The sequence below is a fragment of the Nocardia amikacinitolerans genome, assembly GCF_900215415.1.
Taxonomy (GTDB): Bacteria; Actinomycetota; Actinomycetes; order Mycobacteriales; family Mycobacteriaceae; genus Nocardia; species Nocardia amikacinitolerans.
The window spans coordinates 1,550,768-1,575,854 of sequence record NZ_OBEG01000001.1 but is presented as its reverse complement, the minus strand read 5'-3'; the positions used below and the strand labels follow the sequence as shown (position 1 = coordinate 1,575,854).

Here is a 25,087-nt window from a genome sequence, read left to right as displayed (position 1 = left end):
ATTGCCTTGCGCGCCAGGATGTCTCAGCGGGCGATCGCCTCGGTTTCGACGCGGTCGGCAACCCAGGACAGGAAGGTGTGCACATCGGCGGCGGGCAGCGGAATCGCCGCGGAGCGCGGGCGCTGGAAACTGTGCAGCGCGTCTTCGATGAGCGGGCGGAACGCTTCCTCGGTCCGCGCTATCAGCCGCGCCGCCTGCCGTTTCGCCAGCCAGCGGCCGGTGCGGCAGAACGCGACCGAACGGCAGCCGTTGAGGACCTGGTTGTCGCTCAGGTGACCCGCGCCGTTCGCGTGCGCGCGGACCGAGGCCAGGATCGCGGCGTAGAGGTCCCGGTCATGTGGTGCCGCGACGACCTGGCGTACCGGACTTCCGTAGAGGAGCCGACCGGACTGGTGAGCGATGGAGCGATCGATGACGTACCAGAACGCCGGGGACAGCTTCGGATCGAAGTCGGCACGGCTCGGCAACAGCGGACCGGTGTTCAGGTTCAGCAAGTACCCCGCCGCGACGGACGGCCGCTTGGCGAACTCGGCGTCGTACATCACCAACTCCAGCCCGACGGCCGGACAGGGCAGCGTGGGATGAGCGAGCACTTTCGCCATCTCGCGTACCGACCGTCGGGGAAGCGCCGGGCCGACCACGACCGTCACATCGACGTCGCTGCGCCCGTGCCGATAGTCCGCGAGCGCGAGGGACCCGACCGCGAACACGCTGACGAGGTGCGATCCGCAGACCGCTCGGGTGCGCCGCACGAGCGCTTCCAGGTACGGCCGCACCTCGACAGGCAGCGATTCCGGATCCACGAGCGCGGAGGTCATGCGATCAGTATCGGCCGTGGACCGGATACCGGCCCTCGGACACGAGGGCGTAGTCGAAACCGATGCGCGCTCTGTCGCCTATCCGTTGGGCGGCGGTTCGTCACAGGCGCGTCGCTGGTCGTGCGGCCGCCGTCCTGGTCGGCAGCCTTGACGGCGTCGGCCCGGCTCCCAGCCCCGGAACTCGCCGATTGGCTAAGTGCGGCGCGCGGGCGGAATCGTGTGCAGTTCGACTTCGGTGAGTCGGCCCGAGGTGACGGTGGCCGTCAGGTAGGTGTGATGGGGCTGGCGGCGTTTGTCGGTGGGGGAGCCGGGGTTGAGCAGGCGGAGGCCGGTGGCGGTGACGGTGTCCCAGGGGATGTGGCTGTGGCCGAACACCAGGACGTCGGTGTCGGGGAAGTCGCGGGCGCAGCGTTGCTCGCGGCCGGTGGCAGGGCCGGTCTCGTGCACGACCGCCAGCCGCAGGCCGTCGAGGTCGGCGCGGGCGATCTCCGGCAGGCGGGCGCGCAGCTCGGGACCATCGTTGTTGCCGTAGACGCCGATGAGTCGTTTGCTCCGCGCTTCGAGCCGGTCCAGCAGCGCCACCTCGACCCAGTCACCCGCGTGCACGACCACGTCGGCGGCGCCCACCGCCCGCCAGACGGCTTCCGGCAGGTCGCGCGCGCGTTTCGGGATGTGGGTGTCGGAGATGATCAGCAACCGCACGGTCTCCGGTCTACCACCGGCATCGACACTCCGTCACGAGAAGATCGCGTGCACTTGGTCGACGGCTTCGGCGCCGTAAGCCACCGCGCCCACCGGGACCGCACCGTGCACTGCCTCGATCACCCGGGCCGTCCATACCGGACCGAATCCGCCGCACAGTTCGATGAGCTGGGCGCCGCCGTCGACCAGGCGGCGGGCCACGTCGATGGCCTGCTCCGGGTGACCGACGCCGACGAACACCGAGCGGCAAGCGCCGGTGTCCACGACGGTCTCGTTTCCGGGATCGCTTCCTGCCGCGGTGTAGATGAATCCCCATGCGGTCAGCGCCATGTGCGTGCCTCTCGACGAGCGTCGGCCGCGGACCTATCGAGGCGCGACCCTATCGGCTTCCAGCGAAGCCGATGCCGTGTCGCGCTGTCCACGAGGTAGCACCGCAGGGGCGTGCGGCCGTTCCGCACGCACCAGGTCGGCGACCATCCGGTGGCGTCGCGTGGCCGCTGAATCGGCCGGATTCCATGCCAGCGCGTAGCGGATGGACGGCGTGTCGGCGGCGAAAGGCAGCCAGACCAACCCGCCGCCCGGCCGCACATTCCAGGCCGGTCGCACCGCGACGATATCCCCGCCGTGCGCGAGTTCGGCCGCGAACAGCGCCCGTCGCGGCGCGCTCGTTCGGATCGCCGTTGGCCGCCAGCCCGCTCGAATCCACGAGTCGCGGATCGAGTCGTGATAGCCCGGCGCCGCCGATCGCGCGAACCACAACAGCGCGCTGCCGTCCAGATCGGCCCACCGCACCGCGTTTCGCTGGGCAAGCCGATGATCGGCGGAAACGACTACACCCAACTCCGCCTCGGCGATCACGACATGGTCCAGCCCGGACAGGTCCGCGGGCAAGAGCAGAACTCCCATGTCGAGCGAACCTTCTCGCAGGCCGGAGAGCTGTTCGGCGGTCTGCGTGTCGAGGAACTCCAGGGTCGGCTCGCCGATCCCGCGCCACAACGCCGAGGCCGACCACGGCGGCGCACCGGGCGTCACGGCGACCCGCGGAATCCGTTCCTCCCGCACGGACTCTCGTGCTCTGCGTGCCGAATCCAGCACGGCACGAGCATGTTCGGCGAGCCGCGCGCCCGCCCGAGTCGGCGTCATTCCGGCGGCGCTCCGCACGAACAACGCCGTGCCGAGCTCACGTTCGAGCGCGATGATCTGCTGACTCAACGATGTCGGTCGGATACCGATCGCCTCCGCCGCGCGGGTGAGGTTCCGCTCCTCGGCGACCGCGAGGAAATACCGCAACTGTCGCAGTTCCACTCCGCCACGCTAACTCGTGGTTCGGTCAGAGAGCCGGTCGGTTTCTGGTTCCGTAGGTGCCCCATTCGTCGCCGCGCAGGTACGCGAGGTGCTGGGCGTCGGCGCGGGCGGAGAGGGCGGCGGCGATCTCGGCGGCGGTGTTGCGGCGCAATTTCCACAGCACGCCCATGCAGCCCGCGACGATCGCGAAGCCCGCGGCGGCGCCGCCGGGCTCGGCGTCGAAGAGGTTGCCGATGCCGATGAGCAGGCCGAGCGTCGCGACCGCCCACGTCCACGCGCCGGGATGCCGACGCAGCGATTCCCGCACCCTGCCGAAAGCTTGTTTGGTCTTGTCCGGGTTCTGGAAACACCAGACGACGAGGTAGAAAGGCCACAGGAACGGAGCCAGCAGCAACAAGACGATGATCTTCATGGCCCTCCTCTCACTGATCCTGGGATTGAGGGACTACCCACCCCATCGAGACCCAGTCCACGGGGTGTCGATGGGGTGACACCGCGGCAGCTAGAAGGCCGGAAATCCGTGGGGCGGGGACCCGCTGCCGAGTCGTTCGTGACTTCGGCCGGGGTCGAGCGGGGCAGACTGGTCGGATGATCATCGAGCCGTTGGGCCAGCGCGCGATTCCCGAGGTGATCGCGCTGATGGAGCTGGGGATGCCCTACATCACCGCGCGCACCTACTCCGACTACTGGCTCTACGCGAACCTGTTCTCATCGACCTGCCCGGTGGCGATCGTCGACGGCCGGATCGCGGGCGCGCTCGTCGCGTTCCGCAGTCAGGACGAACCGGCCGACGTGTACGCGCAGGACTTGATGGTCCATCCCGATTTCCGCCGCAGGGGCGTCACGCGCGCCCTGATGGACCACCTGCGCGACACCGCGGAGGCGATGGGCTGCCACCGGATCTACCTGACCTCGATGCCGGGCAATCACGCGGCCCACCGCACCTGGGAAGCGCTCGGATTCCGCAACGTGCCCGGCGACCGGACCATCGACGGCGTCTCGGTCGTCTCCGACTTCAAGGGCCCCGGCAAGGCGCGGGCGGTCTTCGAGCTGCCGCTGCCCCGATGAGCGCCGCGGGCCGAAGCCCTTGGTACAGCGGAGTTTCCGCGTGCGTGAACTGCGCTGCGCGGCCCGCCCCGACTCAGGCCGCGGTGGTCGCGCGGGCGGGGGGCTCGGCGAGCGCCTGCTCGCGCAGGCTGTCGAGGGTGGTGGCGAGGATCCTGGAGACCTGCATCTGCGAGCAGCCGATCAGACGTCCGATCTCGGCCTGGGTCCGGTTCTCGTAGAACCGCATGATCAGCACTCGACGTTCGCGCTCGGGCAGCGCGGCGATCAGCGGCCGCACCGCCATCGCGTCCTCGAGCAGGCGATAGCACGGTTCTACGGCGCCGAGGGTTTCCCGGATGGACGACGTCCCGCCTTCCTCCTCGCCGCGTTCGGGAGTGTCGAGCGAGTCGGCGGTGTAGGCGTTGCGTGCGACGAGCGCCTGGGTGACCTCGGTCAGTTCGACGCCGAGTTCGGCGGCCAGCTCGCGCGCGGTGGGCATGCGCCCGAGCCGGTGGGTCAGCGCGTCGGTGGCGGGCCCGAGGCGCTGGTGCAGTTCCTTGATGCCGCGCGGCACCCGGACGGCCCAGGTGTGGTCCCGGAAGTGGCGGCGCACCTCGCCCATGATCGTGGGCACGGCGAAGGCGAGGAACGGCTTGCCCTGGGAGACGTCGAAGCGGTCCACCGCTTGCACCAGGCCGAGCATCGCGATCTGCTGGAGGTCGTCGAGATCCTGGCCGCGGTTGGCGAAGCGGCGGGCGATATTGCCCGCCAGCGGCAGACACCGGTGCACGATCTCTTCCCGCAGCGCGCGGCGCTGCGGGTCGTCGGCGTCGAGGGCGGCCAGCTTGTCGAACCAGGGTTCGATGTCGTCATAGCTGTCGCCGGACTTCTTGGCGCCCGGTCTGCTCTCCGATGCCGAGTTGCTCATGGAATACCTCGCTCCCAACCGAATTCGACGTCGGTCAGATACCCGCGCCCGCCGCTCACAAACGTCCGTCGACGACCTTCCCGAAGCCGGTTCACGAACGGGCGGTAGGCATTCGCCCCACCCGCTTCCGAGACCGCCGCACCGGCGTCGCGATCAGCGGAGGCGGCGCAGGGCGCGGTCGGCGGCGTTGGCGCCGCACATGCCGTGCGCGCCGGGGCCGGGCGGGGTGGCGGCGGAGCAGAGATAGTGGCCGGGCAGGCCGAGGTCGTAGGGCTGCAAGGTCTTTCGCGGGCCGAAGACGAGCTGGGGGATGTCCTTGGCGCCGGTCATGATGTTGCCGCCGACGTAGTTCGGGTTGTAGGCGGTGAAATCCGTCGTGGTGCGCACGTCGACGCCGAGGACGCGGTCACGGAAACCGGGGGCGAAGCGTTCGATCTGGGCGATTATCGCCTCGGTGGCGTCGCCGGTGTAGCCGTGCGGGACGTGCGCGTACGCCCAGATCGGGTGGACGTCGCCGACCGAGCGCCCCGGGTCCGCCAGATACTGCTGACCCACCAGCACGAACGGCCGCTCGGGCATGCGTCCGGCGTGGATGTCGCGCTCGGTCGCGGCGACCTCCGCGTACGTGCCGCCGAGGTGCACGGTGCCGGCCCGGCGGGCGGCTCGCGCGGTCCACGGAATTCCGTCCTGGACCGCGAAGTCGACCTTGAACGCGCCGGGTCCGTAGCGAAAACGACGGAAGGCTTTGCCGATTCGCGCGGGAAGCCGGTCGCCGAGGATCTCCGCGACGGCGGTCGGCGCCAGGTCCCACAGCACGACTTCCGCCGCGGGCAGGTCGGTAAAGGAACGCACCGGTGTGCCGGTCTCGATCTTGCCGCCGAGGTCGCCGAGCAGCGCCGCCATCGCGTCGGTGATGCGCTGCGAACCGCCCGCGGCGACGGCCCAGCCGTACGTGTGGCCCGCGGTCAGGATGCCGAGGCCGATGCTGGCGCTGAGCGGCCGGTTCAGCGGGTGGAAGGCATGCGCGGCGACGCCACCGAACAGACCGCGTGCCTGCGGGGTGCGCAAGGCCGCCGCGAGCAGGTCGGCCGAGGCCAGCGCGGGAATTCCGAAGCGCGCCAAGCTGAACGGATGGCGGGGCACGCGCAGCAGCGGCCGCATGATGTCGGTGCTCATCCGGTCGTAGCGGGCGACGGGGCGTTCGAACAGCAGCCGCCACGCGCGGCCGTCGGCGCCGAGACCGGCGGCCGTGTCGGCGACCGAGCGGTGCAGCACGCCCGCGCTGCCGTCGTCGAGCGGATGGACACAGTCGATGTCCGGCCAGGCCCAGGTCAATCCGTAGCGTTCGAGGTCGACCGACCGAAGGAAAGGAGAGCCGACGACCATCGGGTGGATGGCCGAGCACTGGTCGTGCAGCAGACCGGGGACGATCGCTTCCCGTGTCCGCGTGCCGCCGCCGATCTCGTCGGCGGCTTCCAGCACGGTGACCTGAAGTCCCGCCCTGGCAAGGACGATCGCCGCCGCGAGACCGTTCGGGCCGCTGCCGACCACAACCGCTGTGCTCATATCGCTCTCCGTTCCGGTGGTCAGGGTCAGCCGACGCGCTGCGGCGCGGGTTCGGGTGCGGGCTCGACGGGGAGCGCAGGCACCTCGTAACCCGCCCGCCGCCAGGTCACCTCGTGCGCGATCGGGCCGTCGGGCAGCCACGGCTGCGCCCGCACGGCGTCGCGCACCCGCCATTCTCCGCGCTCCACGACGCCGAGCGCCGCGTCGATCACTTGGTACCGCTGGGTGCCGCGGTGCATCGGCTGGGACTCCACCCACACGATGATCCACTCACCCGGCGCGAACCCGACGCGCGACTGCACCGCGTCGATCAGATCGATGTTGTGCAGATGCCCGTCGCCGAAGTTGAAGCCGATCAGCGAATTGCAGCCGAACTCGGCCTCGCGCACCGTCCACCGGTCGAGATCGGGAATGTGCTTGTACAGCAACGAGAACAGGCCGCGACCCTGGCTGTGCATGGACCGCCACGCGATGGTCTGCTGCATGGTGATCTCGGCGATAGCCTTCGGGTAGCCCATGGCCTGCAATTGGTCGACCTGGTTCTTGGCGGGCCGGTGCGGCATGGTGTTCAGCTTCTCCTCCGCGCCGGGCGCGAAAGCCCACAGCGCCGAGGCCCAGTTGCCCGCGTACTGCCGCATCGACGGCAGGAACGACACCAGATCCGGGCGCAGGTTGCCGAGGACCGGGAAGAACACCAGCGCGGCGGCGATGCCGAGGGTCAGCCACGGCGAGGACATGTCGGTCACGGCGTAGCCGTCCGCCGCGGGGAACCCGAGGAACAGGAACACCGTCAGGTAGGCGAACAGGATGTTCCACTCCAGCGGCACCGCCAGCGGGAAGGTGGAGGTGATGAACAAGTGGAACACCACCATCATCACCACGCCCGCCAGCGTCAGCCAGTGGTTGGTGGAGAACAGCAACACCAACGGCGTGATGATCTCGACCGTGGTCCCGCCGACGTGCGCCAGGAACGAGGCGACCTTGGACGGGCGCAGATCGCGCGGGAAGTCGCGGTAGTGCAGGCGCTTGAGCCACCGGAACGGCATGCTGGGGCTGTTGGACACCATCGGCGGAACGACATTCGAGAAGTGGTCGCCGAACTTGGACACACCAGCGCCGATCCACACGGCGCAGATCAGCAGCTTCGCCGCGATGATCATGTCGACGAACGGCAGCGCCGCGAAGAAGACCAGCGCGGGCAGGTACTGCTCACCGCGCGCCGCGAGGAAGATCGTCTTGTCCCGCAGACCGCACAGCACATACAGCACGATCGGCGCGATCAGCAGTGCCGGATTCACCAGACCCGAGGTGTTGTCGGGCAGTGCCGCGCTCAGCGACGCGCTCGGGACGCCCGGAAGCACGATCGCCAGCAGCAGTGTGCCGAGGAACGCCAGGTAGAGGACGACGTCGACGATCGTGCGGGTGTCGCCGTTCGTGAAAGGCACGTGCCGCCACGGCCGCAGCCGAATCGTGCCCGGCCGGGCCCAGAACAGGATGCCGCCGGTCATCGGTTTGAACTTGCCCGCGAGCGGACCCCAGGATCCGGCCAAGCCGATGGCCTCGAGCAGGACGGTCCAGAGCACCAGCTTCTGGTAGACGATCGGTTCGTTCCACCATTCGCCCACCGCCCAGAACGGGCCGACGCCGGAGGTCCAGGTGGCCAGCGCGACGCCGCCGAGGGTGTAGAGCACGAGGAGTTTCACGATATAGATGGTGTGAATCATTCGCGGGCTGCCGAAGCCGTAATTCACCCAGTGCAGTGCCAGGGCTCGGACGCGCTCGGGTAGCGGCTGGTCGAGGAATGTGTCCACGTCGACGGGTGGGAAATCGCCCGTTTTGAATCCCATTGTTCGAACCTTTCTCGAGATCGTTTTCGGGTGCGCGGCATCGACGTCCGTTCGCTCATCGATAGGTTCGGACGGCAGCCGGTTCGCTATTGGGGAGCCGAATTACTCCGCGGATCGGGCAGGCGCTGTCAGCGCGCGCAGTTTTCTCTTGTCGATCTTGCCCACCGGATTTCTGGGCAGCTCTTCCGTGAGATGAATGGCGACCGGGAGTTTGACGCGGGCCAGCGAAACGCCGCAATGTTCGAGCAAGCTCGCCGCGGTCGGCTCCGCGCCAGGCATGGCGACCACGTGCGCGACCGGCACCTCGCCGAGCACCTCGTGCGGCGCGCCGATCACGGCCGCCTCCAGCACATCCGGGTGGGCGTGCAGGACGTTCTCGATCTCCTTGGGGTAGATGTTCTCGCCGCCGCGGATGATCATGTCCTTGATGCGATCGACCAGGACGAGGTAGCCGTCCCCGTCGAAGTAGCCGACGTCGCCGGTGTGCAGCCAGCCGTCGACGATGGTCCGCGCGGTCGCTTCGGGCCTGCCGAGATACCCGCGCATCACGTTCGCGCCCTTGATCACCACTTCGCCGGTCGCGCCCGCGCCGAGAAGATTGCCGTCGACGTCCATGATCGCCACCGTCTGACCGGGCAGCGGCACCCCGACCGTGCCCGGCTTCCTCGGCCCGCGCGGCGGGTTCACCGTCGACGCGCAGGTGCCCTCGGAAAGCCCGTAACCCTCGACGATCGGTACGCCGAAACGGGATTCGAAGCGGGCGATGAGTTCGGCGGGCATCGGCGCCGCGCCGCAGACGACGAGCCGCAACGACGAGGTGTCCGGAGTCCGCTCCGCGGCCTGGGCCACCAGCATGGCGTAAATAGCGGGCACGGCGGAGAAGTACGTCGGGCGAACGCGCTCGACCACGTCGAAGAAGGTGGACGCCGAGAACCGTCCGGCGATGGTGGCCCTGCCGCCGGCCAGCAGCGGCGACAGGACGCTGACCACGATCCCGTTGACGTGGAACAGCGGCAGGATCAGCAGGCTGTGATCGTGCTCGTCGAGGCCGAGCGTCTCGATGAGCATGGCGCACATCGCGGCGATGTTGGCGTGGTCGAGCACGACGCCCTTCGGCTGTCCCGTGGTGCCGCTGGTGTAGATGATCAGAGCGGTGGCGTCGTCCTCGATCGGCACCGCGGGCACCGGCGCGTCGATCGCGACGGCGGGTCCCGCCACCTCGGCCACGTCCAGCGTGTCGAGGCCGCGTCCGTCTTCGGTGATCACGACTTTCGCGGCGCAATCGGAAATCTGATAGCGCGCTTCGTCGAAAGTCGAATCCGGCTTGATCGGCGTGACCGCGGCGCCGAGGCGCCAGGCCGCGAAAAGGATGATCACCAATTCCAGACGATTCGACAGCATCACCGCGACAACATCGCCGCGCCGCACTCCGCGCCCATGCAGAATGGTCGCCGCGGCCCGGACGCGGCGCGCGAAATTCTCGTTGTCGAGTTCTTCGCGATCGTCGGCGAGGCACGGTCCCGTCGGATTCCAGAGCGCCCGCACCTGGGGTATTTCGGCTACCTTCTGCACCATTTCCTCACCATCGAATGCGTACGTGACGTGGATTACATTTCCACGGTAGGTAGCGGGCGGAGGCGGAGCTACGGGCCCGCATCCCAGAGTTTCCGGCGCGTGTTGTGCCGGTGGCACAAAAGGTTGGCGTAAGCGCCCGCCGAGGCCGCTGACCTGGCGTATCGTCCCGGACCAAATGAGCGAACCGGATGACCGAACGACCAGCGGGGGCGAGGCGCACCGCGAACCGAGTGGCGGCGCGCACGCGGGCGGGAACGACGACGTCGAGGTGGCGGTCCGGGCGGTGGCCGATCGCATCAAGGCCGACCTTCCTCGGCTGCTCGCGGACATGACCGCGATGTTCGCCGACATGATCGAGGAGTTCCGGCACGACGACGAGGTGCGCAGGCTGATGGAAGCCAGCACGGCCGCGAACCTCGCCGCGATCCTCGACCTGCTGACGCTCGGCATCTCCTTCGACGACCTCACCGTGCCGCCCGCCGCCGCCGAATACGCCCGCCGTTTCGCCCAGCACGGGATGTCGTTGGAGGCGCTGCTGCGCGCGTACCGCCTAGGCGAGCACATGTTCGCCCAGACGGCGATCACCGTGCTGCGCACCCTCGACCCCTCGGCCGAGCTGGCGCTGGCGACCACCAGCCGGATCGCGGAACGGATCAACCGCTACATCGACGGGGTCATCGAGGGCGTCATCGACATCTACGAGAACGAGCGGCGCCGCTGGGACGCCCGCACGGACGCGACGCGCGCCGCGCAGGTCAGAGCGGTCCTCGAGGGGGAGGACCTGGATCTGGCTTCGGCGGAGCAGATGCTGGGGACCTCGCTGCGCGGCTGGCACCTGGCGGCGGTCATCTGGACACCGCCCGGCTCCTCGGCCTCCTACGACCTGCTGCGCACCGGCGTGGGCATGCTCGCCGCCGCGACCGGCAAGCAGCCGCTGACCATCCTCGTCGACGAACACAATTGCTGGGCTTGGATCTCCTCGACGGGCAAGCCGTCGCTCGACCCGGCCGTGCTCGACAGCGAGCTGCGCAAGCAACCGTCGCTGCGGATGGCGGTCGGCGATCGTGGGGCCGGGCTGGCCGGGTTCCGGCAGACGTTCCACGACGCGCAATGCGCGCGCGGCGTGGCGGTGGCCGCCGCCAAGGCGCGTCAGCTCACCTTGTATCCGCGGGTCGCCCTGGCAGGTCTGCTGAAGGACAGTCTCCCGGACGTGCGGGTGTGGGCGCGGCGGGTGCTCGGCGATCTGATGCGCGACGACGAATCGACGGCCCGGCTGCGCGAGACCGCCCAGGTGTACCTGGACGCGCGCGGAAGCCTCACCGACGCGGCCGCCCGCATGCACGTCCACAAGAACACCGTGCACTACCGGATCCGCAAAGCCGAAGAGCTGCTAGGTCATTCGCTGGGCACCAACCGGCTCGACGTCGAGATCGCGCTCATGGTGTGCGCGCAATTCGGTCTGACCACACCGGCTTCCGGTCACTCGGGCACGCCCCGATGACCGTCGCGGCGCAGCGCCGAGCGCGTCACCCCGCGATGCGGCGGTTGGCGCCGCGCAGCGGGTTCGCCACGGGCGATTTGATCGCGGGCAGGGTGATGGACATGCGGACGCGGGTGCCGGGTCCGTCGTGGTCGATCTCCAATTCCTCGGTGAGCGCGCGCATCATGTCGATGCCGCGGCCGCGGTGGCCGGGATCGGCGGAGCGCGGCTTCCAGCTTCCGGTGTCGGTGACCTCGATGACCACCCGCTCGGTGTCGCATTCCGCGCTCAACCGGACCCGTTCGGTCTCGGCCGCGCCGTTGCGGTAGGCGTGCTCGATGCTGTTGCTGCACGCCTCGTTCGCCGCGGCCACCAGGTCGGAGGCCAGATCGTGCGGCACGGCCGCGGCGGCGAACCAGGCCTTGAGCCTGCGGCGCATGCCGGAGAGTTCGTCCGCGTCGGCGGGCACGTCCAAACGCAGCGGTGCGGGCGGCTGGCGGTACACCACCATCGCGACGTCGTCGTCGTAGCCCGCGGCCGGACGCAACCGGGAGAGCACCGCGTCGGCCACCTCGCGCGGCAGCTTGCCCGCGGTGTCGGCGAGCACGGCCGCGATCTTGGCGAAACCGTCGTCGATGTCGACGCCGCGCTGCTCGACCAGTCCATCGGTGAACAGCACCAGCGTCGAGCCGGGCGTCAGCGCGGTGGTGGCCTCGGGGCGGCGCGGCATGTCGAAGGTGGCCAGGGGCACCGAGCGCCCGCCCTCCAGCATCCTGCCCGGCTTGTCGACGTCGGCGAGGATCGGCGGCATGTGGCCCGCGCTGCTGTAGCGGACCAATCCGCGCACCGGATCGAGCACGGCCGCGCACACCGTGGTGCACATCGCGCCGGGAATCCGGCTAGCCACCGTGTCGAGTTCGGCGAGCAGCTGCGCCGGTCCTGCCCCGCGTAGCAGCAAAGCCCTTCCCGCCGAACGCAATTGGCCCATCACCACGGCCGCCGACAGGCCTCGGCCGACGCAGTCGCCGACCACGACGCCGATGGTGCCGTCGCGCAGCGGCACCACGTCGTACCAGTCGCCGCCGATCTCCAGCGGAGGCAATGCCGGTTCGTAGTGCACCGAGAATCGCGGCGGCAGTTCGATGGGACCGAGCATGGCGCGCTGCAAGGTGAGCGAGGTGGCGCGGGCCTGATCGAAGTTGCGTGCCCGCTGTACCGCGAGGCTCAGGTGCCCGATCAGCAGCGAGAACAGCGTCCAGTCCGCGGCGCTGATCGCGCGCGGCGCGGCGAAGCGCAACCACAGTGCGGCGTCGCCGGTTTCGCCGAGCGGGGCGACGATCCCCTCGGAGCTCTCCGCACCCTCCGGAATCGCGAACAGGCTGCGCGGCGGCCTGCGCCTGGCGCGTTCGAGCAGGGCGCGCGCGGAGTGGTCGAGCGCGGCGGGGTCGGTCTCGACTCCCGTACCGCTCGGCTGCTCGACGGACCCCGAGACGTAGACCTCGGGCTCGGCATTGCGGCTCGGCCACACGGTGACGACCGCCGACTCCGCGCCGACCGTGCGCCGCAGTTCGTCGAGGCCGACCGCGAGTACCTCGACAACGCTGGTCGCCGCGCCCACCGCGGTGGCCAGCCGGGAGGCGGCCTGGTCGCGGGCCTGCGCGTCGTGCTCTGCGGTGACGTCGCGGATGGTGCCGACGTAGATCAGCTCGTTGTTCTCCGGCTTGACCAGCGCGCTGGTGCTCACCGCCAGCCACAGTTGCCGCCCGTCGCGGTGCCGGATCGGCAGCACGAAACGCAGTGCCTCGGTGCCCAGATCGGGATAGCGCGGTCCGGCGGGCAGCGACCACGGGTGTGGCACCGGGTAGGGCACGTCGGCGGGACCGTAGCCGGTGAGCGCGCCGAAGGCGGAGTTGACCTCGACGATGGTGCCGCGCGCGTCGGCGACGAAGAATCCGTCCTGGAGAGATTCGACGAGCGCGGTACGGAAGGCGTCGCGGCCCGCGAGATCGTCGGCGCGCGAACGCTGTTGCTCGTAGCGGCGAGTGCCGTCGAGGTAGCCGCGGGTGGCGATGTCGAGCGCGGCGAGGGTTTGCAATAGGAATTCGAGTGCGGTCTCGGCGATTCGCGGCTCGGCCGCGGTGCCGGTCTCGCGTTCGGCCAGTTCGGCCTCGGTGGCCAGCCGGAAGTGGTTCTCGGTGAGGTCGAGCAGGCTGATGCTCTCGACCAGCGCGCGCCTGCCGAGGTCGTAGCCCTCGGACAGGCTGTCCTGACTCGGGGCGGCCAGGTGGCGGCGCAGCGCGTCGGCGTAGGCGTCCAGGAATTCGGCGAGCACGGTGCTCATCGGCGACCGCCGATCACGGCTCCGCCTCGTGCGCACCCCGCTGCATCGGTCATGACGCCCCGTTCGTCGTCCCGCCTCGGTGCCGGGCGGCCAGCACCAAAGCGTCGTCGGTGTCCTTGGCGTGCCGGGACAGGATCTCGGAGGTGATCTCCGCCGTGGACCTGGAAAGGTCGATGCCCTCGGCGGATTCGGTGACGATGCCGTCGGTGGTCATCAGCAGCAGGTCGCCCGCGCGCACCTGCACGGTCTGCGGTTGCAGGTTCTGCGGTAACCGATAGCCCACGATCCCTCCGGTCAGCAGGACCGCGGCTCGCACGGCAAGCCCGGCCGGGCTCGCGGAGAGGACCCGGCAGTCGACATTGCCGACGCCGAGCCAGCGGATGATGTCGGTGTCGTCGAACAGCGCCAGCGACACCGCCGCGCCGCGGGTGTCGGCCATGGCCCGATGACACAGCACCATCAGCACGTCCAGTGGCTCGGAACGATTCTCGGCGAGCACCTGGGCGGCGCGGTCGGCCGCGTCCGCGGCGGCGGCGCCGTGGCCGAGTCCGTCGAGCACCGCGAAAAGCACCGTGCCGCCGCCCGCGTCCAAGACGACACAGCGATCACCCGAGATGTGCTGGCCGGGTAAGGCGCGACCGGCCACCGCCCACTCGATTCGGCCGATGAACCCGTCTTCATGCACCGTTGGGTACCCACTTCCACATTTCCACCAACGTGCCGCGACCGGGCGCGGAGTCGATCGTGAGCCGATCCATCAGCCGTCGCGCGCCGGGTAATCCGAGGCCGAGGCCGCGGCCGGTCGAATAGCCGTCCTCCAGCGCGCGAGGAATGTCGCGGATGCCCGGCCCTTGGTCGCGCGCCTGGACCACGAGAGCCTGGCGGCCCTCGCGATCGTCGACGGAGAGGTGGATTTCGCCGGTGCCCGCGTAACTGGTGATGTTGCGGGCGATTTCGGAGATGGCCGTAGAGATCATGGTGCAGTCGGTCAGGGAGAAGCCGAGCTTCGCTGCCAATTCCCGTCCTGCTTGTCGTGCTGTCACGATGTCGCTGGACAGCTTGACCGCGATCACCACGTTCTCAGCGGCCACTGTCACGACCGTCTCGCTGGCGGCGTACGGAAGACTTTCGGTCCAGCCATGCCAGCCCTTCTTCGAGGTCGAGGGCGGTGTGCATGTCCTCGAAGGTGAGTCCGAGCTGCACCATGGCGAACGCGACCTCGGGTTGCAGTCCGACGATGACGGTCTCCGCCCCGCGCAACTGCGTCATGTGCGCGATGGTGCGCAGCGATCTCGCGGCGAAGGAGTCCATCACGTCGATCGCCGTCACGTCGACGATGATGCCGTGCGCCCGGTATCTGCTGACCTGTTTCATCAGGTCGTCCTGCAGGCGCTCGGTGTCGGCGTCGGTCAGTGCGGACTGAACCGACGCGATGAGATAGGTGCCCTGCTTGAGAATCGGTACCGGCATCGGAGGAGCTCGATCAGCGTCCGTCGCGTTCGGAAACCCGATCGGTCACCCGGGTCACCTCGTAGCCGAGCAAGCGTTCGGCCTCCTCGATACCGCCCTGGAGGTCGCCGACCGCGTTCATCTTCGACAGGTCGAGGCCGATGGTGACCAGGGTCAGCGCGATCTCCGAGGACAGGCCGGTGATGATCACGCTGGCGCCCATCAGGCCGGAGGCGTCGACGGTCTGCACCAGGTGGTTGGCGACGGTGGAGTCGATCGTCGGCACACCCGTGATGTCGATGACGACGACCTTGGCGCGGTTGTGCCGGATGGCGCGTAGCAGCTGTTCGGTGAGCTGGCGGGCGCGTTGGCTGTCCAGCACGCCGATGATCGGCAGGATCAGCAGCTGCTCGCGGACCTGGAGCACCGGGGTGGACAGCTCCCGGATGGCTTCCTGCTGCTGGCGGATGACGCGCTCGCGCTCCTGCACGAACGAGATGGCCACGGTGCTCGCGATGCGGTTGGCGGCCGGTTCGTAGGCGTCGAGCGCGTGGTTGAGCAGGTCGAAGTTGGACTGGTATTTCTCGAACAGCGAGCGCGCCAGCACATCTCGCAGCAAGAGGACGATGCCGAGGACCTCGTCGGTCTCGACTCCTCTCGGGATGATGCGCTCGGACAGGTCGCGCGCGTAGGCCTGCAGCGCTTCGACGCTACCGGTCTCGAGCACCTCGACGTAGTTGTCGTAGATGGAGGTGGCCTCGGAGAATATCTCCTCCGGGGTCATGGCGGTCAACAGCTGGGCGTCGGTGATGCGGCGCGCCCATTCCTCGCGCAGCGCGGTGCGGTTCTGGCGCAGGTGCTCGACCAGCTGCGGAAGCAGGTTGTCGACCGGTCCCGCGGCCAGCGAATCCGCCGAAAGGCTCATGGACACCTCGGACATGGAAATTCCAGCCCCTTTCGACGGGTAGGTCGGTAATCGTCGTGCGCTCGGCCGTGGCCGAGTCCGAGCCTAGTCATACCCCATCTCGATCGCCGCCGAAACCTACGGGTTGCTCGTGCGCAATTCACGTGCGCGTCACGAATCCGCGTTCCAGTGCGAGCAGGGCCTCGTCCAGGTACACGGTGAGATCGGCGTCCGCCCGGCGCAACCAGGCGTCGAACGCCGCGCGCGCCGCCGCGAGGGTGGTGCGGCCGACGGCCATCGGGATCAGCGCGTCCTCGGGTTCGCCGAGTCGTCGCCCGGCGAAGGCGCTCACCGCCCGTTCCCAGGCGTCGTAGTGCGCGCCCGCGGTGGCGGCGAGCGCGGGCACGGTGGCCACCAGGTGCATCCGATTGCGCAACTCGGGCACGTCCTCGGCGCGATATCGGTTGGCGTTCACCACGACTCGGCGCACGGCGGTCATCATCGGCACGTCGTCGGGCACCGTCGCGAAGTCCGCGCGCAGCGCTGCGACCTCGTCGTCGAACTGGTGCCAGAGCACCTCGGCCTTGGTGGGGAAGTAGCGGAAGAAGGTGCGTCCGCTGATGCCGGCGGCGGCGGCGATCTGGTCGACGGTGGTGTCGTCGAAGCCCTGCTCGGTGAACAGGCGCATGGCGATGACCTCGAGCTCGCGCTTGGTGGTGCCGCGGGGTCGGCCCCGGGTGGTCCGCGTCGTCACGCAGTCATTATGTCCGCTGCGGGTCGAGTTTTGTCAGTCACTGAAAGTATTGATTTTGTCAGCGTGTGACGTTAATCTCGCCGACATGGGCACCATGGCGGATCTCACATGGCCGGAGGTGGGCGAACGCGCCGCCGCCGGCGCGATCCTCGCCGTGCCGGTGGGCGCGACCGAGCAGCACGGGCCGCACCTGCCGCTGTCCACCGACACCGACATCGCCGCCGCGCTCTGCGCGCGGTTGGCCGCGGTGCGCGCGGATGTGCTTGTGGCGCCCGCGATTCCGTACGGATCCAGCGGCGAGCACGCGGGCTTCGCGGGCACCCTGTCCATCGGGCAGGCCGCGCTGGAGCTGCTGATCGTGGAGCTGTGCCGCTCGGCCACCGACACCTTCGACCGCGTCCTCGTGGTGAGCGGACACGGCGGCAACCTGGAACCGCTGCGCCGCGCCGAGGAGCTGCTGCGCCGCGAATCGCGTGACGTCCGGGTTCATCTGCCCAGCTATCGGGGCGGTCTGCACGCGGGCCGCGCCGAGACCGCGCTGCAGCTTGCGCTGCGCCCCGACGTGGTGCGCGCGGACCGCGCGGAGACGGGCGACACCCGCTCGCTCGCCGAGTTGCTTCCGCTGCTGCGCGCCGGGGGAGTGCGCGCGGTGAGTCCGAACGGCGTGCTCGGCGATCCAACGGGCGCACATGCCGAGGAGGGGCGCGCACTGCTCGCCCAGCTGACCGACGACCTGATCGAGAGAACCCGGCACTGGTGGCCGGTGGCCGCCCCGAAAGGACTTTGCTCATGAATCCCTGGTTCGAAACCGTCGCCGAGGCGCAGCGTCGCGCGAAGAAGCGGCTGCCGAAATCGGTGTACGGCGCGCTGATCGCCGGTTCCGAGCGCGGCCAGACCATCGACGAGAACCAGAAGGCCTTCACCGAACTCGGTTTCGCGCCGCACTGCGCCGGTCCGATCGGCGAGCGCGACCAGTCGACGTCGGTGCTCGGCCAGCAGCTGTCGATGCCGGTGCTGATCTCGCCGACCGGCGTGCAGGCCGTGCACCCCGACGGTGAGGTGGCCGTGGCGCGTGCCGCCGCCGCGCGCGGTATCGCCATGGGACTCAGCTCGTTCGCCAGCAAGCCGATCGAGGAAGTGATCGCGGCGAACCCGGCCACCTTCTTCCAGCTCTACTGGTGCGGCGGCAAGGACGAGATCCTGCAGCGCATGGCGCGGGCCAAGGCCGCGGGCGCGGTCGGGCTCATCCTGACGCTGGACTGGTCGTTCTCGCACGGCCGCGACTGGGGCAGCCCGGTGATCCCGGAGAAGCTGGATCTGCGCACGATGCTGAAGTTCGCGCCGCAGACCCTTGCCCGGCCGCGCTGGCTGGCGACCTACGTCCGTTCCGGGCACATTCCCGACCTGACCGCGCCCAACATGGCGGTGGGCGACGGCCCGGCGCCCGGCTTCTTCGGCGCCTACGGCGAGTGGATGGGCACGCCCGCGCCGGACTGGGACGACGTGCGCTGGATCGTCGAGCAGTGGGACGGCCCGGTGATGCTCAAGGGCGTGATGCGGGTCGACGACGCGCGGCGCGCGGTCGACGCGGGCGTCGCCGCCATCTCGGTCTCCAACCACGGCGGCAACAACCTCGACGGCACCCCGGCCGCCATCCGCGCGCTGCCGGTCATCGCGGACACCGTCGGCGGCCAGATCGAAGTCGTGCTGGATGGCGGCATCCGGCGCGGCAGCGACGTGGTCAAGGCGGTGGCGCTCGGCGCACGCGCGGTGATGATCGGCCGCGCCTACCTGTGGGGTCTCGCCGCCAACGGGCAGGCGGGCGTGGAGAACGTGCTCGACATCCTGCGCGGCGGCATCGACTCGGCGCTGCTTGGCCTGCGCAAGACGGCGGTCACCGACTTGGACCGTGACGATCTTGTGGTGCCCGACGGTTTCGAACGGGCGCTCGGTGTTTCCGCGCGTTCGACGGCGAAGGTGGTGCCCGCCACGGCGTGACCGAACCGTGCGCCGGACGCGCGCCGGGGACGAGCGCGGGCGAGGTGCTGGTCCGCGGCCGCTCAGCTCGGCGGTTGCCGCCGGTGGTGGGCGAGCAGCGTGTCGTAGATGTCGGCCAGCGCGCTGAGCTGCTCGCGGTCCAGCGCGTTGATCATGTGCCTGCGCACGCTGCGCACGTGCGCGGGCGCGGCGGTGCCGAGCACGTCGGCGCCGCGCGGGGTGAGTCGCGCGGCGGTGCGGCGGGCGTCGTCGGGAATCGGCTCGCGCACCACCAGCCCGCGCTTCTCCATCCGGGTGATCTGGTGGGAGAGCCTGCTCTGCGACCACTCCAGCGCCTCGGCCAGATCGGCGAAGGTGAGCCGGTGGTCGTCGGAGCCCGCGAGGTTGGCGAGCACCGAGTACTCGACGTAGGTGAGATTCGACTCCCGCGACGAGTCGCGCCCCACGGCGGCCGCGATGAGGTCGCGCGTGCGCACGAATCCCAGCCAGGCTCGCATTTCCACATCGTCGAGCCACTGCGGATCGGTCACGACAGCCTCCAAACTCTGACGTGTCATCTACATTGCCCCGCTGTGGTCGTGTCGAGCGCGACAAACTGTCGGATCTGACAGGTAGCACCCCCGGGGTTGAACGTGCAACCTTTTGTGCTGCTTACCAATTTGCGACCCGTGGGCTCGCGTACCGGCGCCGAGGAGACGAGCGTGGGTCGCTGTGTCCGCCAGCACAATTAGGTTTGCCTAACCCTCGGCCGCTCGTTGGCCGCTGGATAGGCTCCCTGTGCTTGTGACCAGCCCGGCTCAGGCCGCCTGTGGCCGCTGGTCCGCTCGAGCCCCAGCCTCACCCGAAGGAGTGCGATCCGTGACCGCCCCGGAGTTCCGCTATTCAGATCTGCTGCCGACCGGCGCCGACGACACGCCGTACCGGCTGCTGACCACCGAGGGCGTCAGCACCTTCGAGCACAACGGACGCACGTTCCTGCAGGTCGACCCCGAGGTGCTGCGCCTGCTGACCACCGAGGCGATGCACGACATCAGCCACTACCTGCGCCCCGCGCACCTCGGCCAGCTGCGCAAGATCATCGACGACCCGGAGTCCTCGGGCAACGACCGCTTCGTCGCGCTGGACCTGCTCAAGAACGTCAACATCTCCGCGGGCGGCATCCTGCCGATGTGTCAGGACACCGGCACCGCGATCGTGATGGGCAAGAAGTCCGAGGGCGTGCTGACCGGCGTGGACGACGCCGAATGGATCAGCCGCGGCGTGTACGACGCCTACACCAAACTGAACCTGCGCTACTCGCAGCTGGCCCCCATCACCATGTGGGACGAGAAGAACACCGGCTCGAACCTGCCCGCGCAGATCGAGTTGTACTCCACCCAGGGCGATCCCGCGCACCCGTCCTACAAGTTCCTGTTCATGGCCAAGGGTGGCGGTTCGGCGAACAAGTCCTTCCTCTACCAGGAGACCAAGGCCATCCTGAACCCCACGCGGATGCTGGAGTTCCTCGACGAGAAGATCCGCTCGCTGGGCACCGCGGCCTGCCCGCCCTACCACCTCGCGGTCGTGATCGGCGGCACCAGCGCCGAATTCGCGCTCAAGACCGCCAAATACGCCTCGGCGCACTACCTGGACAACCTGCCCACCGAGGGCTCGCTGGCCGCGCACGCCTTCCGCGACCTGGAGCTCGAGGAAGAGGTCTTCAAGCTCACCCAGGAATTCGGGATCGGCGCCCAGTTCGGCGGCAAGTACTTCTGCCACGACGTGCGCGTGGTGCGCCTGCCGAGGCACGGCGCAAGCTGCCCGGTCGCGATCGCGGTGTCCTGCTCGGCCGACCGCCAGGCGTTGGCCAAGATCACCCCGGAGGGCGTGTTCCTGGAGCAGCTCGAGCGCGAGCCCGCGCAGTACCTGCCCGAGCAGACCGACGAGATCCTCGGCGGCGACGTGGTGAAGATCGACCTGAACCGGCCGATGTCGGAGATTCGCGCGGAACTGTCGAAATACCCTGTGAAGACCCGGCTTTCGCTGACCGGCCCGCTGGTCGTCGCCCGCGACATCGCGCACGCGAAGATCAAGGAGCGGTTGGACGCGGGCGAGCCGATGCCCGAGTACCTGCGCGACATGGCCGTGTACTACGCGGGACCCGCCAAGACCCCGGACGGCTACGCCTCCGGCTCCTTCGGCCCGACCACCGCGGGCCGGATGGACTCGTATGTCGACCAGTTCCAGGCCGCGGGCGGTTCGTTCGTCATGCTGGCCAAGGGCAACCGTTCGGCGCAGGTGACCAAGGCGTGCAAGGAGCACGGCGGCTTCTATCTCGGTTCGATCGGCGGTCCCGCGGCCCGGCTCGCGCTGGACTGCATCAAGTCGGTCGAGGTGCTGGAATACCCCGAGCTGGGTATGGAGGCCGTCTGGAAGATCGAGGTCGAGGACTTCCCCGCGTTCATCGTCGTCGACGACAAGGGCAACGACTTCTTCGCCGAGACCCAGAAGCCCATCGCGCTGCGGGTGCGCACGCGGTCCAAAGAACGGGTCTGACACGCGCGGTTTCGCCTGCTCACCGGCGGTGCGCGGCGGTCGGCGTGCCGCGTCGCGCACCGTGCGGACATGGCGATGTCACCATGATCACCGGTGTGGCATCGCCGCCCTCCCGAGGCACCCTTAGCGGGGTAGGTCGAAGAATTTCGAGTCGAGGAGGGCAATGAGTACGTCGTTTCGCGTCTCGGAATCGGCCGGGCGACGGCTTGTCGCGCGCGCCGCGCAGGAGGGAACCAGTTCGACCGCACTGCTGAACAGGTTGATCCGGGAGGGGGTCGACCAGTTGGAGCACCCGGGGATCGTGTTCCGTGGGCCGATCCACGACCGGCGCGCCGCACTGGCCGCCGGACCGGAGATCTGGGAGGTTGTCGCCCGGCTGCTCGAGCTGGAGGGGCCGGTCGAGCAACGGATCACCGTGCTGAGCGGGCAATCCGATCTGCAGTCACGGAAGATCCGCGCCGCGCTCGCGTACGCGCGGGAGTACGGGGTGGAGATCGGTGCGAGGATCGGTCGCAATCGTCAAGCCGCCGAAGCGATTCAGCGGGGCGAGCCGATCTAGCCCGAAAGCCGACCGGTTGGTCGCCGCGCCGAGGCCGTTCGCCGGCCTCGGCGCTTCTTTGTCTCGGGGGTGCCAAAAGGGCTCGAGGCGCGGGTGATTCGGACAAATCGCTCTTGCCCATCCGGCGCGTAAGGTCGGTCCGATGTGGGCGATCGTGCAGACCTGGATTCCGGATTCCGACGGCGGCTTCGGCGAAGTGATCACCGAGACCTGTGAACGTGTCGCGGTGCGAGATGTCCTGGTGGAGGCCGACGTTCCGGTCGGTGTGGGCGACCGTGTCCGGCTGGAGTACGTCGACGGCGAGTTGGTGCGTGTCGTCCGGGCGCAGTAGGGGATTGGTAGCAGTGCCCGTTCGACTGTGATCCACAGCACTGGATAACTATGTGGACAGCGATCTTTCCTGTGGATAGTGGGGTTGGCAGGCAAGCGGTTTGGGGATCGGATGGGGCGATCTGGGGCCGGGATGTAGCCGTTAGCTATCACGGCTGGTTATCCACACGCCTGTGGATTCGTAGGGCTGAGTGTTTGCTAGCCGGTCTTCTCTCCACAGGTAATACACACGAAATCGCTGGTGTGAGCCGAAAGTTGGCATCGAGTGCTGGATTCCTGTGGGGATGCCGACGTGGCATCGGCGCTGCTCCGCGGGTGCGCTCGAAAGGACCGTCCAGTATCGGCCCGGCCGCCCCGTGCAACCCGCCGCCGCACTGCCGAGCGGGGAGAAGTGGTTTCGACGGAAGAGAAACGCGAGGCCGAATGTCCTTGTCGGGCAACCACTTCTCTCCGTCGGTTCGCGGGAACCGGCCGCTGCGCGGGTGTCAGTGGCCGACTGGGGGTTGCCGAACCCCACGGTGTGCCAAGAGGGAGACCGGTTGGAACGGTGTGGTGTCGTGCGCCGGACGGGACCGGTGTCGAAAGTGCTGCGCCACAATCGGCGCCGGGTGTGGTGTCGATCCCCCGAGCGGTTCGGGCCGGGAGACCGGGGAGTGGGCCGCCGTTACTATGGCGCCCATGCTGACGAGCGAGGGTATCGGGAAGCGGATGGCGGTCGGCGTCCTGGCGGCGGCCGCGATCGGGGGCGCTGTCGCACCGCAGGCGCTGGCCGCGCCGACCGGACAATGGGAGGTCGTCGGTTCGGCCGCGGGCACCGAGGGACTCGATCCGATGCTCGCGGTGGCGTACACCCTCGCCGAGAACGCGGCGCACGCCGAAGACGTTCCGCTGTGGATCAACTCGGGCCACCGCAGCTACGCCGAGCAGCAGGCCATGTGGGAGGACGGCATCGCCACCTACGGCAGCCCCGAGGAGGCGCGCCGCTGGGTGCTACCACCCGAGGAGTCGACCCACGTCGCGGGCCGCGCCGTCGACGTCGGCCCCCAAGAGGGCGCGCAGTGGCTCGCACAGAACGGGAACCGCTGGGGCATCTGCCAGACCTACGCGAACGAATGGTGGCACTTCGAAGTCGCCACCGTCCCCGGCGGCGCCTGCCCGCCGCCCCGCGCGGACGCCAGCGAGCGCTAGGGGTCGAGACGCGTGCGAGCCCCGCTCCGTCGGAGTGCGCCGTTGCTCGCGCGCGCTCGGAAGGTCCGAGCGGGTCGCCTCAGGAGTGGGTCGGTGGTGTGGGTGCCCGGCCGAGGACTTCGGTGGGGACGATGCGCTGGGCGCCGAGGACCTCGAAGCCGAGGAGGGTGCCGGAGGCGCTGAAGTCCAGCACCACGGTTCCGCCCTCGACCGGGGTGACGATCTGGCGGGTCGCTTCGCCGGGTGCCACCTCGTCGGCGATGGTGAAGTAGGCGGCGTCGGCGGCCGGGTCGTAGGTCATGTGCATGTCCGGGTCCTCCGTCGCGTCGCCGTGCGGTCCTGAGCACTTCACGGTAACTCCGATCCGGCCGGGCCGCCGAGACGCGAGCCGTATCCCGGTGGTCAGCGCACCGGCGCGGGCTCGGCCTCGGTTTCGGCCGACGCCGGTCGTGCCGCCCTGCGGCTCGCGCGCCTCGGCAACACCCAGAACAGGGCGAACGTGCTGGTCAGGCTGATCGCGCAGACCGCGACGACATACCAGGCGACCGCACCGGAACCGGCGCCCGCGGTCCAGAGCGCCGTCGCGATCAGGGGCGCGAGCCCGCCGCCGAGAATCACGGAGATCTGAACGATCAGCGATGTTCCCGAGTACCGCACTGCGGCGGGGAACAGGTCGGCGATGATGATGCCGCCCACGCTGTGGCTGATCGGCAGGACAACGCCCATCCCGAGCAGCGCGAGAAACACCACGACCCGATCGCCGGTGTTCAGCAGCGGGAAGTAGACCGCGCACCACGCCAGCAGCGCCGCGGTGCCGGCGAGGAAGACCCGCGCGGTGCCGATCCGATCGCCGAGCGCGCCCCACAGCGGCATGGTGGCGCACCAGACGACCGCCGCCACGATGACGCCCGTCAGCAGAAAGTCCCTGCTGAACCCGAGCGTCTTGGTGCCGTAGGTGAGCGTGAAGACCATGAAGATGTACACCACGGCCGAGGTCGCCACCGCCGCCAACAGGATCAGCGTCAGCCGCGGCAACCCGACCCGCAGCGCGTCGCGCAGCGGAAACGCCGACACCTCTCCGCGCCGCACCAGCCCCGCGTACTCCTCGGACTCGGTGATCCGCAGCCGCACCACCAGCCCGACCACCACGAGAATCACGCTGAGCAGGAACGGAATCCGCCATCCCCAGGACAGGAACGCCGAATCCGGAAGCAGCGCACTCGTACCGAGGAACATCGCGTTGGCCAGGATCAACCCCGCGGGCGTTCCCATCTGCGGGAAGCTCGCGTACCGGTTGAGCCGCCCGGGCGGCGCGTGCTCGATGGACAGCACGGTCGCGCCCGCGCCCTCACCGCCGAGACCGACGCCCTGCGCCAGCCGCAAGACGACCAGCAGCACCGGCGCCCAGAAGCCGATGCTCGCGTAGGTGGGCAGCAGCCCGATCAGCGTCGAACTCACGCCCATCAGGATCAGCGAAACCACCAGCGTGGTGCGCCGCCCGAACCGATCGCCGAAGTGCCCGAACAGCAATCCGCCGATGGGTCGCGCGCCGAAACCGACGGCGAACGTGCTGAATGCCGCGAGGGTGCCCGCGGCCGGGCTCAGCGAAGGAAAGAACTGCTTGCCGAAGATCAACGCCGACGCCGTGCCGTACAGCATGAAGTCGTACCACTCGAGCGTGGTGCCGACCAGGGTCGCCGCGGCGACCCGGCGCGGCGCGGACGCGGCGGTGGAGCGGGGTGGAACAGAAATCACTGCGAT

General features: G+C 69.2%; 26 protein-coding genes. 8 read left to right on the top strand and 18 right to left on the bottom strand.

The features are described 5' to 3' along the window. Positions 1 to 23: 23 nt before the first annotated feature. The 5 genes from CRP45_RS07225 to CRP45_RS07205 form a co-directional block, all read right to left on the bottom strand. Positions 24 to 818, bottom strand: a complete 795-nt coding sequence (locus tag CRP45_RS07225; protein WP_097244284.1) for an aminoglycoside adenylyltransferase domain-containing protein — start codon at positions 816 to 818, stop codon at positions 24 to 26. 192 nt (positions 819 to 1,010) lie between these two features. Further along, positions 1,011 to 1,520 (bottom strand): metallophosphoesterase family protein, encoded by a 510-nt coding sequence (locus tag CRP45_RS07220; protein WP_097244283.1) that lies wholly within the window; start codon positions 1,518 to 1,520, stop codon positions 1,011 to 1,013. A 33-nt stretch (positions 1,521 to 1,553) separates the two neighbouring features. Beyond that, on the bottom strand, positions 1,554 to 1,850 hold the full coding sequence (locus tag CRP45_RS07215; protein WP_097244282.1) for a DUF6506 family protein: 297 nt from the start codon (positions 1,848 to 1,850) through the stop codon (positions 1,554 to 1,556). A 33-nt stretch (positions 1,851 to 1,883) separates the two neighbouring features. Beyond that, entirely contained in the window at positions 1,884 to 2,825 is a 942-nt protein-coding gene (locus CRP45_RS07210; RefSeq protein ID WP_218841092.1) for a LysR family transcriptional regulator, read from the bottom strand. Between the two features lie 25 nt (positions 2,826 to 2,850). Then, positions 2,851 to 3,237: a hypothetical protein gene (locus CRP45_RS07205; RefSeq protein WP_097244281.1), complete on the bottom strand. Its 387-nt coding sequence runs from the start codon at positions 3,235 to 3,237 to the stop codon at positions 2,851 to 2,853. A gap of 176 nt (positions 3,238 to 3,413) precedes the next feature. Here CRP45_RS07205 and CRP45_RS07200 point away from each other — a divergent pair, with 176 nt between their 5' ends. Further along, positions 3,414 to 3,893 (top strand): GNAT family N-acetyltransferase, encoded by a 480-nt coding sequence (locus CRP45_RS07200; RefSeq protein WP_097244280.1) that lies wholly within the window; start codon positions 3,414 to 3,416, stop codon positions 3,891 to 3,893. Positions 3,894 to 3,966: 73 nt separating this feature from the next. Here the strand turns inward: CRP45_RS07200 and CRP45_RS07195 are convergent, their stop codons facing one another. The 4 genes from CRP45_RS07195 to CRP45_RS07180 form a co-directional block, all read right to left on the bottom strand. Continuing rightward, the gene (locus CRP45_RS07195; protein WP_097244279.1) at positions 3,967 to 4,800 is read right to left on the bottom strand and encodes an RNA polymerase sigma factor SigF; all 834 of its coding nucleotides are present in this window, start codon (positions 4,798 to 4,800) and stop codon (positions 3,967 to 3,969) included. A 153-nt stretch (positions 4,801 to 4,953) separates the two neighbouring features. After that, positions 4,954 to 6,366, bottom strand: a complete 1,413-nt coding sequence (locus CRP45_RS07190; RefSeq protein WP_097244278.1) for a phytoene desaturase family protein — start codon at positions 6,364 to 6,366, stop codon at positions 4,954 to 4,956. Positions 6,367 to 6,392: 26 nt separating this feature from the next. Then, positions 6,393 to 8,213 (bottom strand): DUF3556 domain-containing protein, encoded by a 1,821-nt coding sequence (locus CRP45_RS07185; protein ID WP_097244277.1) that lies wholly within the window; start codon positions 8,211 to 8,213, stop codon positions 6,393 to 6,395. A gap of 102 nt (positions 8,214 to 8,315) precedes the next feature. Continuing rightward, positions 8,316 to 9,788: a class I adenylate-forming enzyme family protein gene (locus tag CRP45_RS07180; RefSeq protein WP_097244276.1), complete on the bottom strand. Its 1,473-nt coding sequence runs from the start codon at positions 9,786 to 9,788 to the stop codon at positions 8,316 to 8,318. 175 nt (positions 9,789 to 9,963) lie between these two features. Here CRP45_RS07180 and CRP45_RS07175 point away from each other — a divergent pair, with 175 nt between their 5' ends. Beyond that, on the top strand, positions 9,964 to 11,289 hold the full coding sequence (locus CRP45_RS07175) for a PucR family transcriptional regulator (protein ID WP_097244275.1): 1,326 nt from the start codon (positions 9,964 to 9,966) through the stop codon (positions 11,287 to 11,289). 25 nt (positions 11,290 to 11,314) lie between these two features. Here the strand turns inward: CRP45_RS07175 and CRP45_RS07170 are convergent, their stop codons facing one another. From CRP45_RS07170 to mftR, 6 genes are all read right to left on the bottom strand, one after another. After that, positions 11,315 to 13,609 (bottom strand): SpoIIE family protein phosphatase, encoded by a 2,295-nt coding sequence (locus CRP45_RS07170; protein ID WP_097244274.1) that lies wholly within the window; start codon positions 13,607 to 13,609, stop codon positions 11,315 to 11,317. A gap of 49 nt (positions 13,610 to 13,658) precedes the next feature. After that, positions 13,659 to 14,294 carry a SpoIIE family protein phosphatase gene (locus CRP45_RS07165; protein WP_067781089.1) on the bottom strand — a complete coding sequence of 212 codons (636 nt, stop codon included), beginning with the start codon at positions 14,292 to 14,294 and terminating at the stop codon, positions 13,659 to 13,661. After that, positions 14,287 to 14,700, bottom strand: a complete 414-nt coding sequence (locus tag CRP45_RS07160; protein ID WP_067781092.1) for an anti-sigma regulatory factor — start codon at positions 14,698 to 14,700, stop codon at positions 14,287 to 14,289. Before CRP45_RS07160 ends, CRP45_RS07165 begins: the two co-directional genes overlap by 8 nt. After that, positions 14,690 to 15,079, bottom strand: coding sequence for an STAS domain-containing protein (locus CRP45_RS07155; RefSeq protein WP_067781095.1), 390 nt, complete (start codon positions 15,077 to 15,079; stop codon positions 14,690 to 14,692). The genes CRP45_RS07160 and CRP45_RS07155 overlap by 11 nt, the downstream gene beginning before the upstream one ends. Before the next feature lie 13 nt (positions 15,080 to 15,092). Continuing rightward, a complete protein-coding gene (locus tag CRP45_RS07150; protein WP_067781098.1) occupies positions 15,093 to 15,998 on the bottom strand; it encodes an STAS domain-containing protein in 906 nt (301 codons plus the stop codon). Between the two features lie 124 nt (positions 15,999 to 16,122). Continuing rightward, positions 16,123 to 16,716, bottom strand: coding sequence for a mycofactocin system transcriptional regulator (gene mftR / locus CRP45_RS07145; RefSeq protein WP_067781100.1), 594 nt, complete (start codon positions 16,714 to 16,716; stop codon positions 16,123 to 16,125). An 85-nt stretch (positions 16,717 to 16,801) separates the two neighbouring features. Between mftR and mftE the strand changes: the two genes are divergently transcribed. Continuing rightward, positions 16,802 to 17,509, top strand: a complete 708-nt coding sequence (mftE, locus tag CRP45_RS07140; protein ID WP_097244273.1) for a mycofactocin biosynthesis peptidyl-dipeptidase MftE — start codon at positions 16,802 to 16,804, stop codon at positions 17,507 to 17,509. Beyond that, the gene (gene mftD, locus CRP45_RS07135) at positions 17,506 to 18,714 is read left to right on the top strand and encodes a pre-mycofactocin synthase MftD (RefSeq protein WP_097244272.1); all 1,209 of its coding nucleotides are present in this window, start codon (positions 17,506 to 17,508) and stop codon (positions 18,712 to 18,714) included. Before mftE ends, mftD begins: the two co-directional genes overlap by 4 nt. A gap of 62 nt (positions 18,715 to 18,776) precedes the next feature. On the opposite strand, the gene CRP45_RS07130 is transcribed toward mftD, so the two are convergent. Continuing rightward, positions 18,777 to 19,244 carry a MarR family winged helix-turn-helix transcriptional regulator gene (locus CRP45_RS07130; RefSeq protein ID WP_084482587.1) on the bottom strand — a complete coding sequence of 156 codons (468 nt, stop codon included), beginning with the start codon at positions 19,242 to 19,244 and terminating at the stop codon, positions 18,777 to 18,779. 328 nt (positions 19,245 to 19,572) lie between these two features. On the opposite strand from CRP45_RS07130, the gene CRP45_RS07125 reads away from it, so the two are divergent. From CRP45_RS07125 to CRP45_RS07110, 4 genes are all read left to right on the top strand, one after another. Then, positions 19,573 to 21,249: a fumarate hydratase gene (locus tag CRP45_RS07125; protein WP_067781295.1), complete on the top strand. Its 1,677-nt coding sequence runs from the start codon at positions 19,573 to 19,575 to the stop codon at positions 21,247 to 21,249. A 163-nt stretch (positions 21,250 to 21,412) separates the two neighbouring features. After that, complete coding sequence (locus CRP45_RS07120) at positions 21,413 to 21,808, top strand: hypothetical protein (protein WP_067781112.1); 396 nt, start codon at positions 21,413 to 21,415, stop codon at positions 21,806 to 21,808. Between the two features lie 142 nt (positions 21,809 to 21,950). After that, positions 21,951 to 22,139, top strand: coding sequence for a hypothetical protein (locus tag CRP45_RS07115; protein ID WP_067781115.1), 189 nt, complete (start codon positions 21,951 to 21,953; stop codon positions 22,137 to 22,139). 677 nt (positions 22,140 to 22,816) lie between these two features. Then, complete coding sequence (locus tag CRP45_RS07110) at positions 22,817 to 23,326, top strand: M15 family metallopeptidase (protein WP_245909956.1); 510 nt, start codon at positions 22,817 to 22,819, stop codon at positions 23,324 to 23,326. A 79-nt stretch (positions 23,327 to 23,405) separates the two neighbouring features. On the opposite strand, the gene CRP45_RS07105 is transcribed toward CRP45_RS07110, so the two are convergent. Further along, positions 23,406 to 23,678: a DUF2283 domain-containing protein gene (locus CRP45_RS07105; RefSeq protein WP_218018348.1), complete on the bottom strand. Its 273-nt coding sequence runs from the start codon at positions 23,676 to 23,678 to the stop codon at positions 23,406 to 23,408. Positions 23,679 to 23,728: 50 nt separating this feature from the next. Further along, positions 23,729 to 25,081 (bottom strand): MFS transporter, encoded by a 1,353-nt coding sequence (locus tag CRP45_RS07100; protein ID WP_097244270.1) that lies wholly within the window; start codon positions 25,079 to 25,081, stop codon positions 23,729 to 23,731. Positions 25,082 to 25,087: the final 6 nt, after the last annotated feature.

What these genes read in the sequence shown, in the direction of transcription:
- CRP45_RS07225 (WP_097244284.1), bottom strand. Translation starts at nt 818, where the DNA reads ATGACCTCCGCGCTCGTGGATCCGGAATCGCTGCCTGTCGAGGTGCGG.
- CRP45_RS07215 (WP_097244282.1), bottom strand. Translation starts at nt 1,850, where the DNA reads ATGGCGCTGACCGCATGGGGATTCATCTACACCGCGGCAGGAAGCGAT.
- CRP45_RS07205 (WP_097244281.1), bottom strand. Translation starts at nt 3,237, where the DNA reads ATGAAGATCATCGTCTTGTTGCTGCTGGCTCCGTTCCTGTGGCCTTTC.
- CRP45_RS07200 (WP_097244280.1), top strand. Translation starts at nt 3,414, where the DNA reads ATGATCATCGAGCCGTTGGGCCAGCGCGCGATTCCCGAGGTGATCGCG.
- CRP45_RS07195 (WP_097244279.1), bottom strand. Translation starts at nt 4,800, where the DNA reads ATGAGCAACTCGGCATCGGAGAGCAGACCGGGCGCCAAGAAGTCCGGC.
- CRP45_RS07190 (WP_097244278.1), bottom strand. Translation starts at nt 6,366, where the DNA reads ATGAGCACAGCGGTTGTGGTCGGCAGCGGCCCGAACGGTCTCGCGGCG.
- CRP45_RS07185 (WP_097244277.1), bottom strand. Translation starts at nt 8,213, where the DNA reads ATGGGATTCAAAACGGGCGATTTCCCACCCGTCGACGTGGACACATTC.
- CRP45_RS07180 (WP_097244276.1), bottom strand. Translation starts at nt 9,788, where the DNA reads ATGGTGCAGAAGGTAGCCGAAATACCCCAGGTGCGGGCGCTCTGGAAT.
- CRP45_RS07175 (WP_097244275.1), top strand. Translation starts at nt 9,964, where the DNA reads ATGAGCGAACCGGATGACCGAACGACCAGCGGGGGCGAGGCGCACCGC.
- CRP45_RS07170 (WP_097244274.1), bottom strand. Translation starts at nt 13,609, where the DNA reads ATGAGCACCGTGCTCGCCGAATTCCTGGACGCCTACGCCGACGCGCTG.
- CRP45_RS07155 (WP_067781095.1), bottom strand. Translation starts at nt 15,079, where the DNA reads ATGCCGGTACCGATTCTCAAGCAGGGCACCTATCTCATCGCGTCGGTT.
- CRP45_RS07150 (WP_067781098.1), bottom strand. Translation starts at nt 15,998, where the DNA reads ATGTCCGAGGTGTCCATGAGCCTTTCGGCGGATTCGCTGGCCGCGGGA.
- mftE (WP_097244273.1), top strand. Translation starts at nt 16,802, where the DNA reads ATGGGCACCATGGCGGATCTCACATGGCCGGAGGTGGGCGAACGCGCC.
- mftD (WP_097244272.1), top strand. Translation starts at nt 17,506, where the DNA reads ATGAATCCCTGGTTCGAAACCGTCGCCGAGGCGCAGCGTCGCGCGAAG.
- CRP45_RS07120 (WP_067781112.1), top strand. Translation starts at nt 21,413, where the DNA reads ATGAGTACGTCGTTTCGCGTCTCGGAATCGGCCGGGCGACGGCTTGTC.
- CRP45_RS07115 (WP_067781115.1), top strand. Translation starts at nt 21,951, where the DNA reads ATGTGGGCGATCGTGCAGACCTGGATTCCGGATTCCGACGGCGGCTTC.
- CRP45_RS07110 (WP_245909956.1), top strand. Translation starts at nt 22,817, where the DNA reads ATGCTGACGAGCGAGGGTATCGGGAAGCGGATGGCGGTCGGCGTCCTG.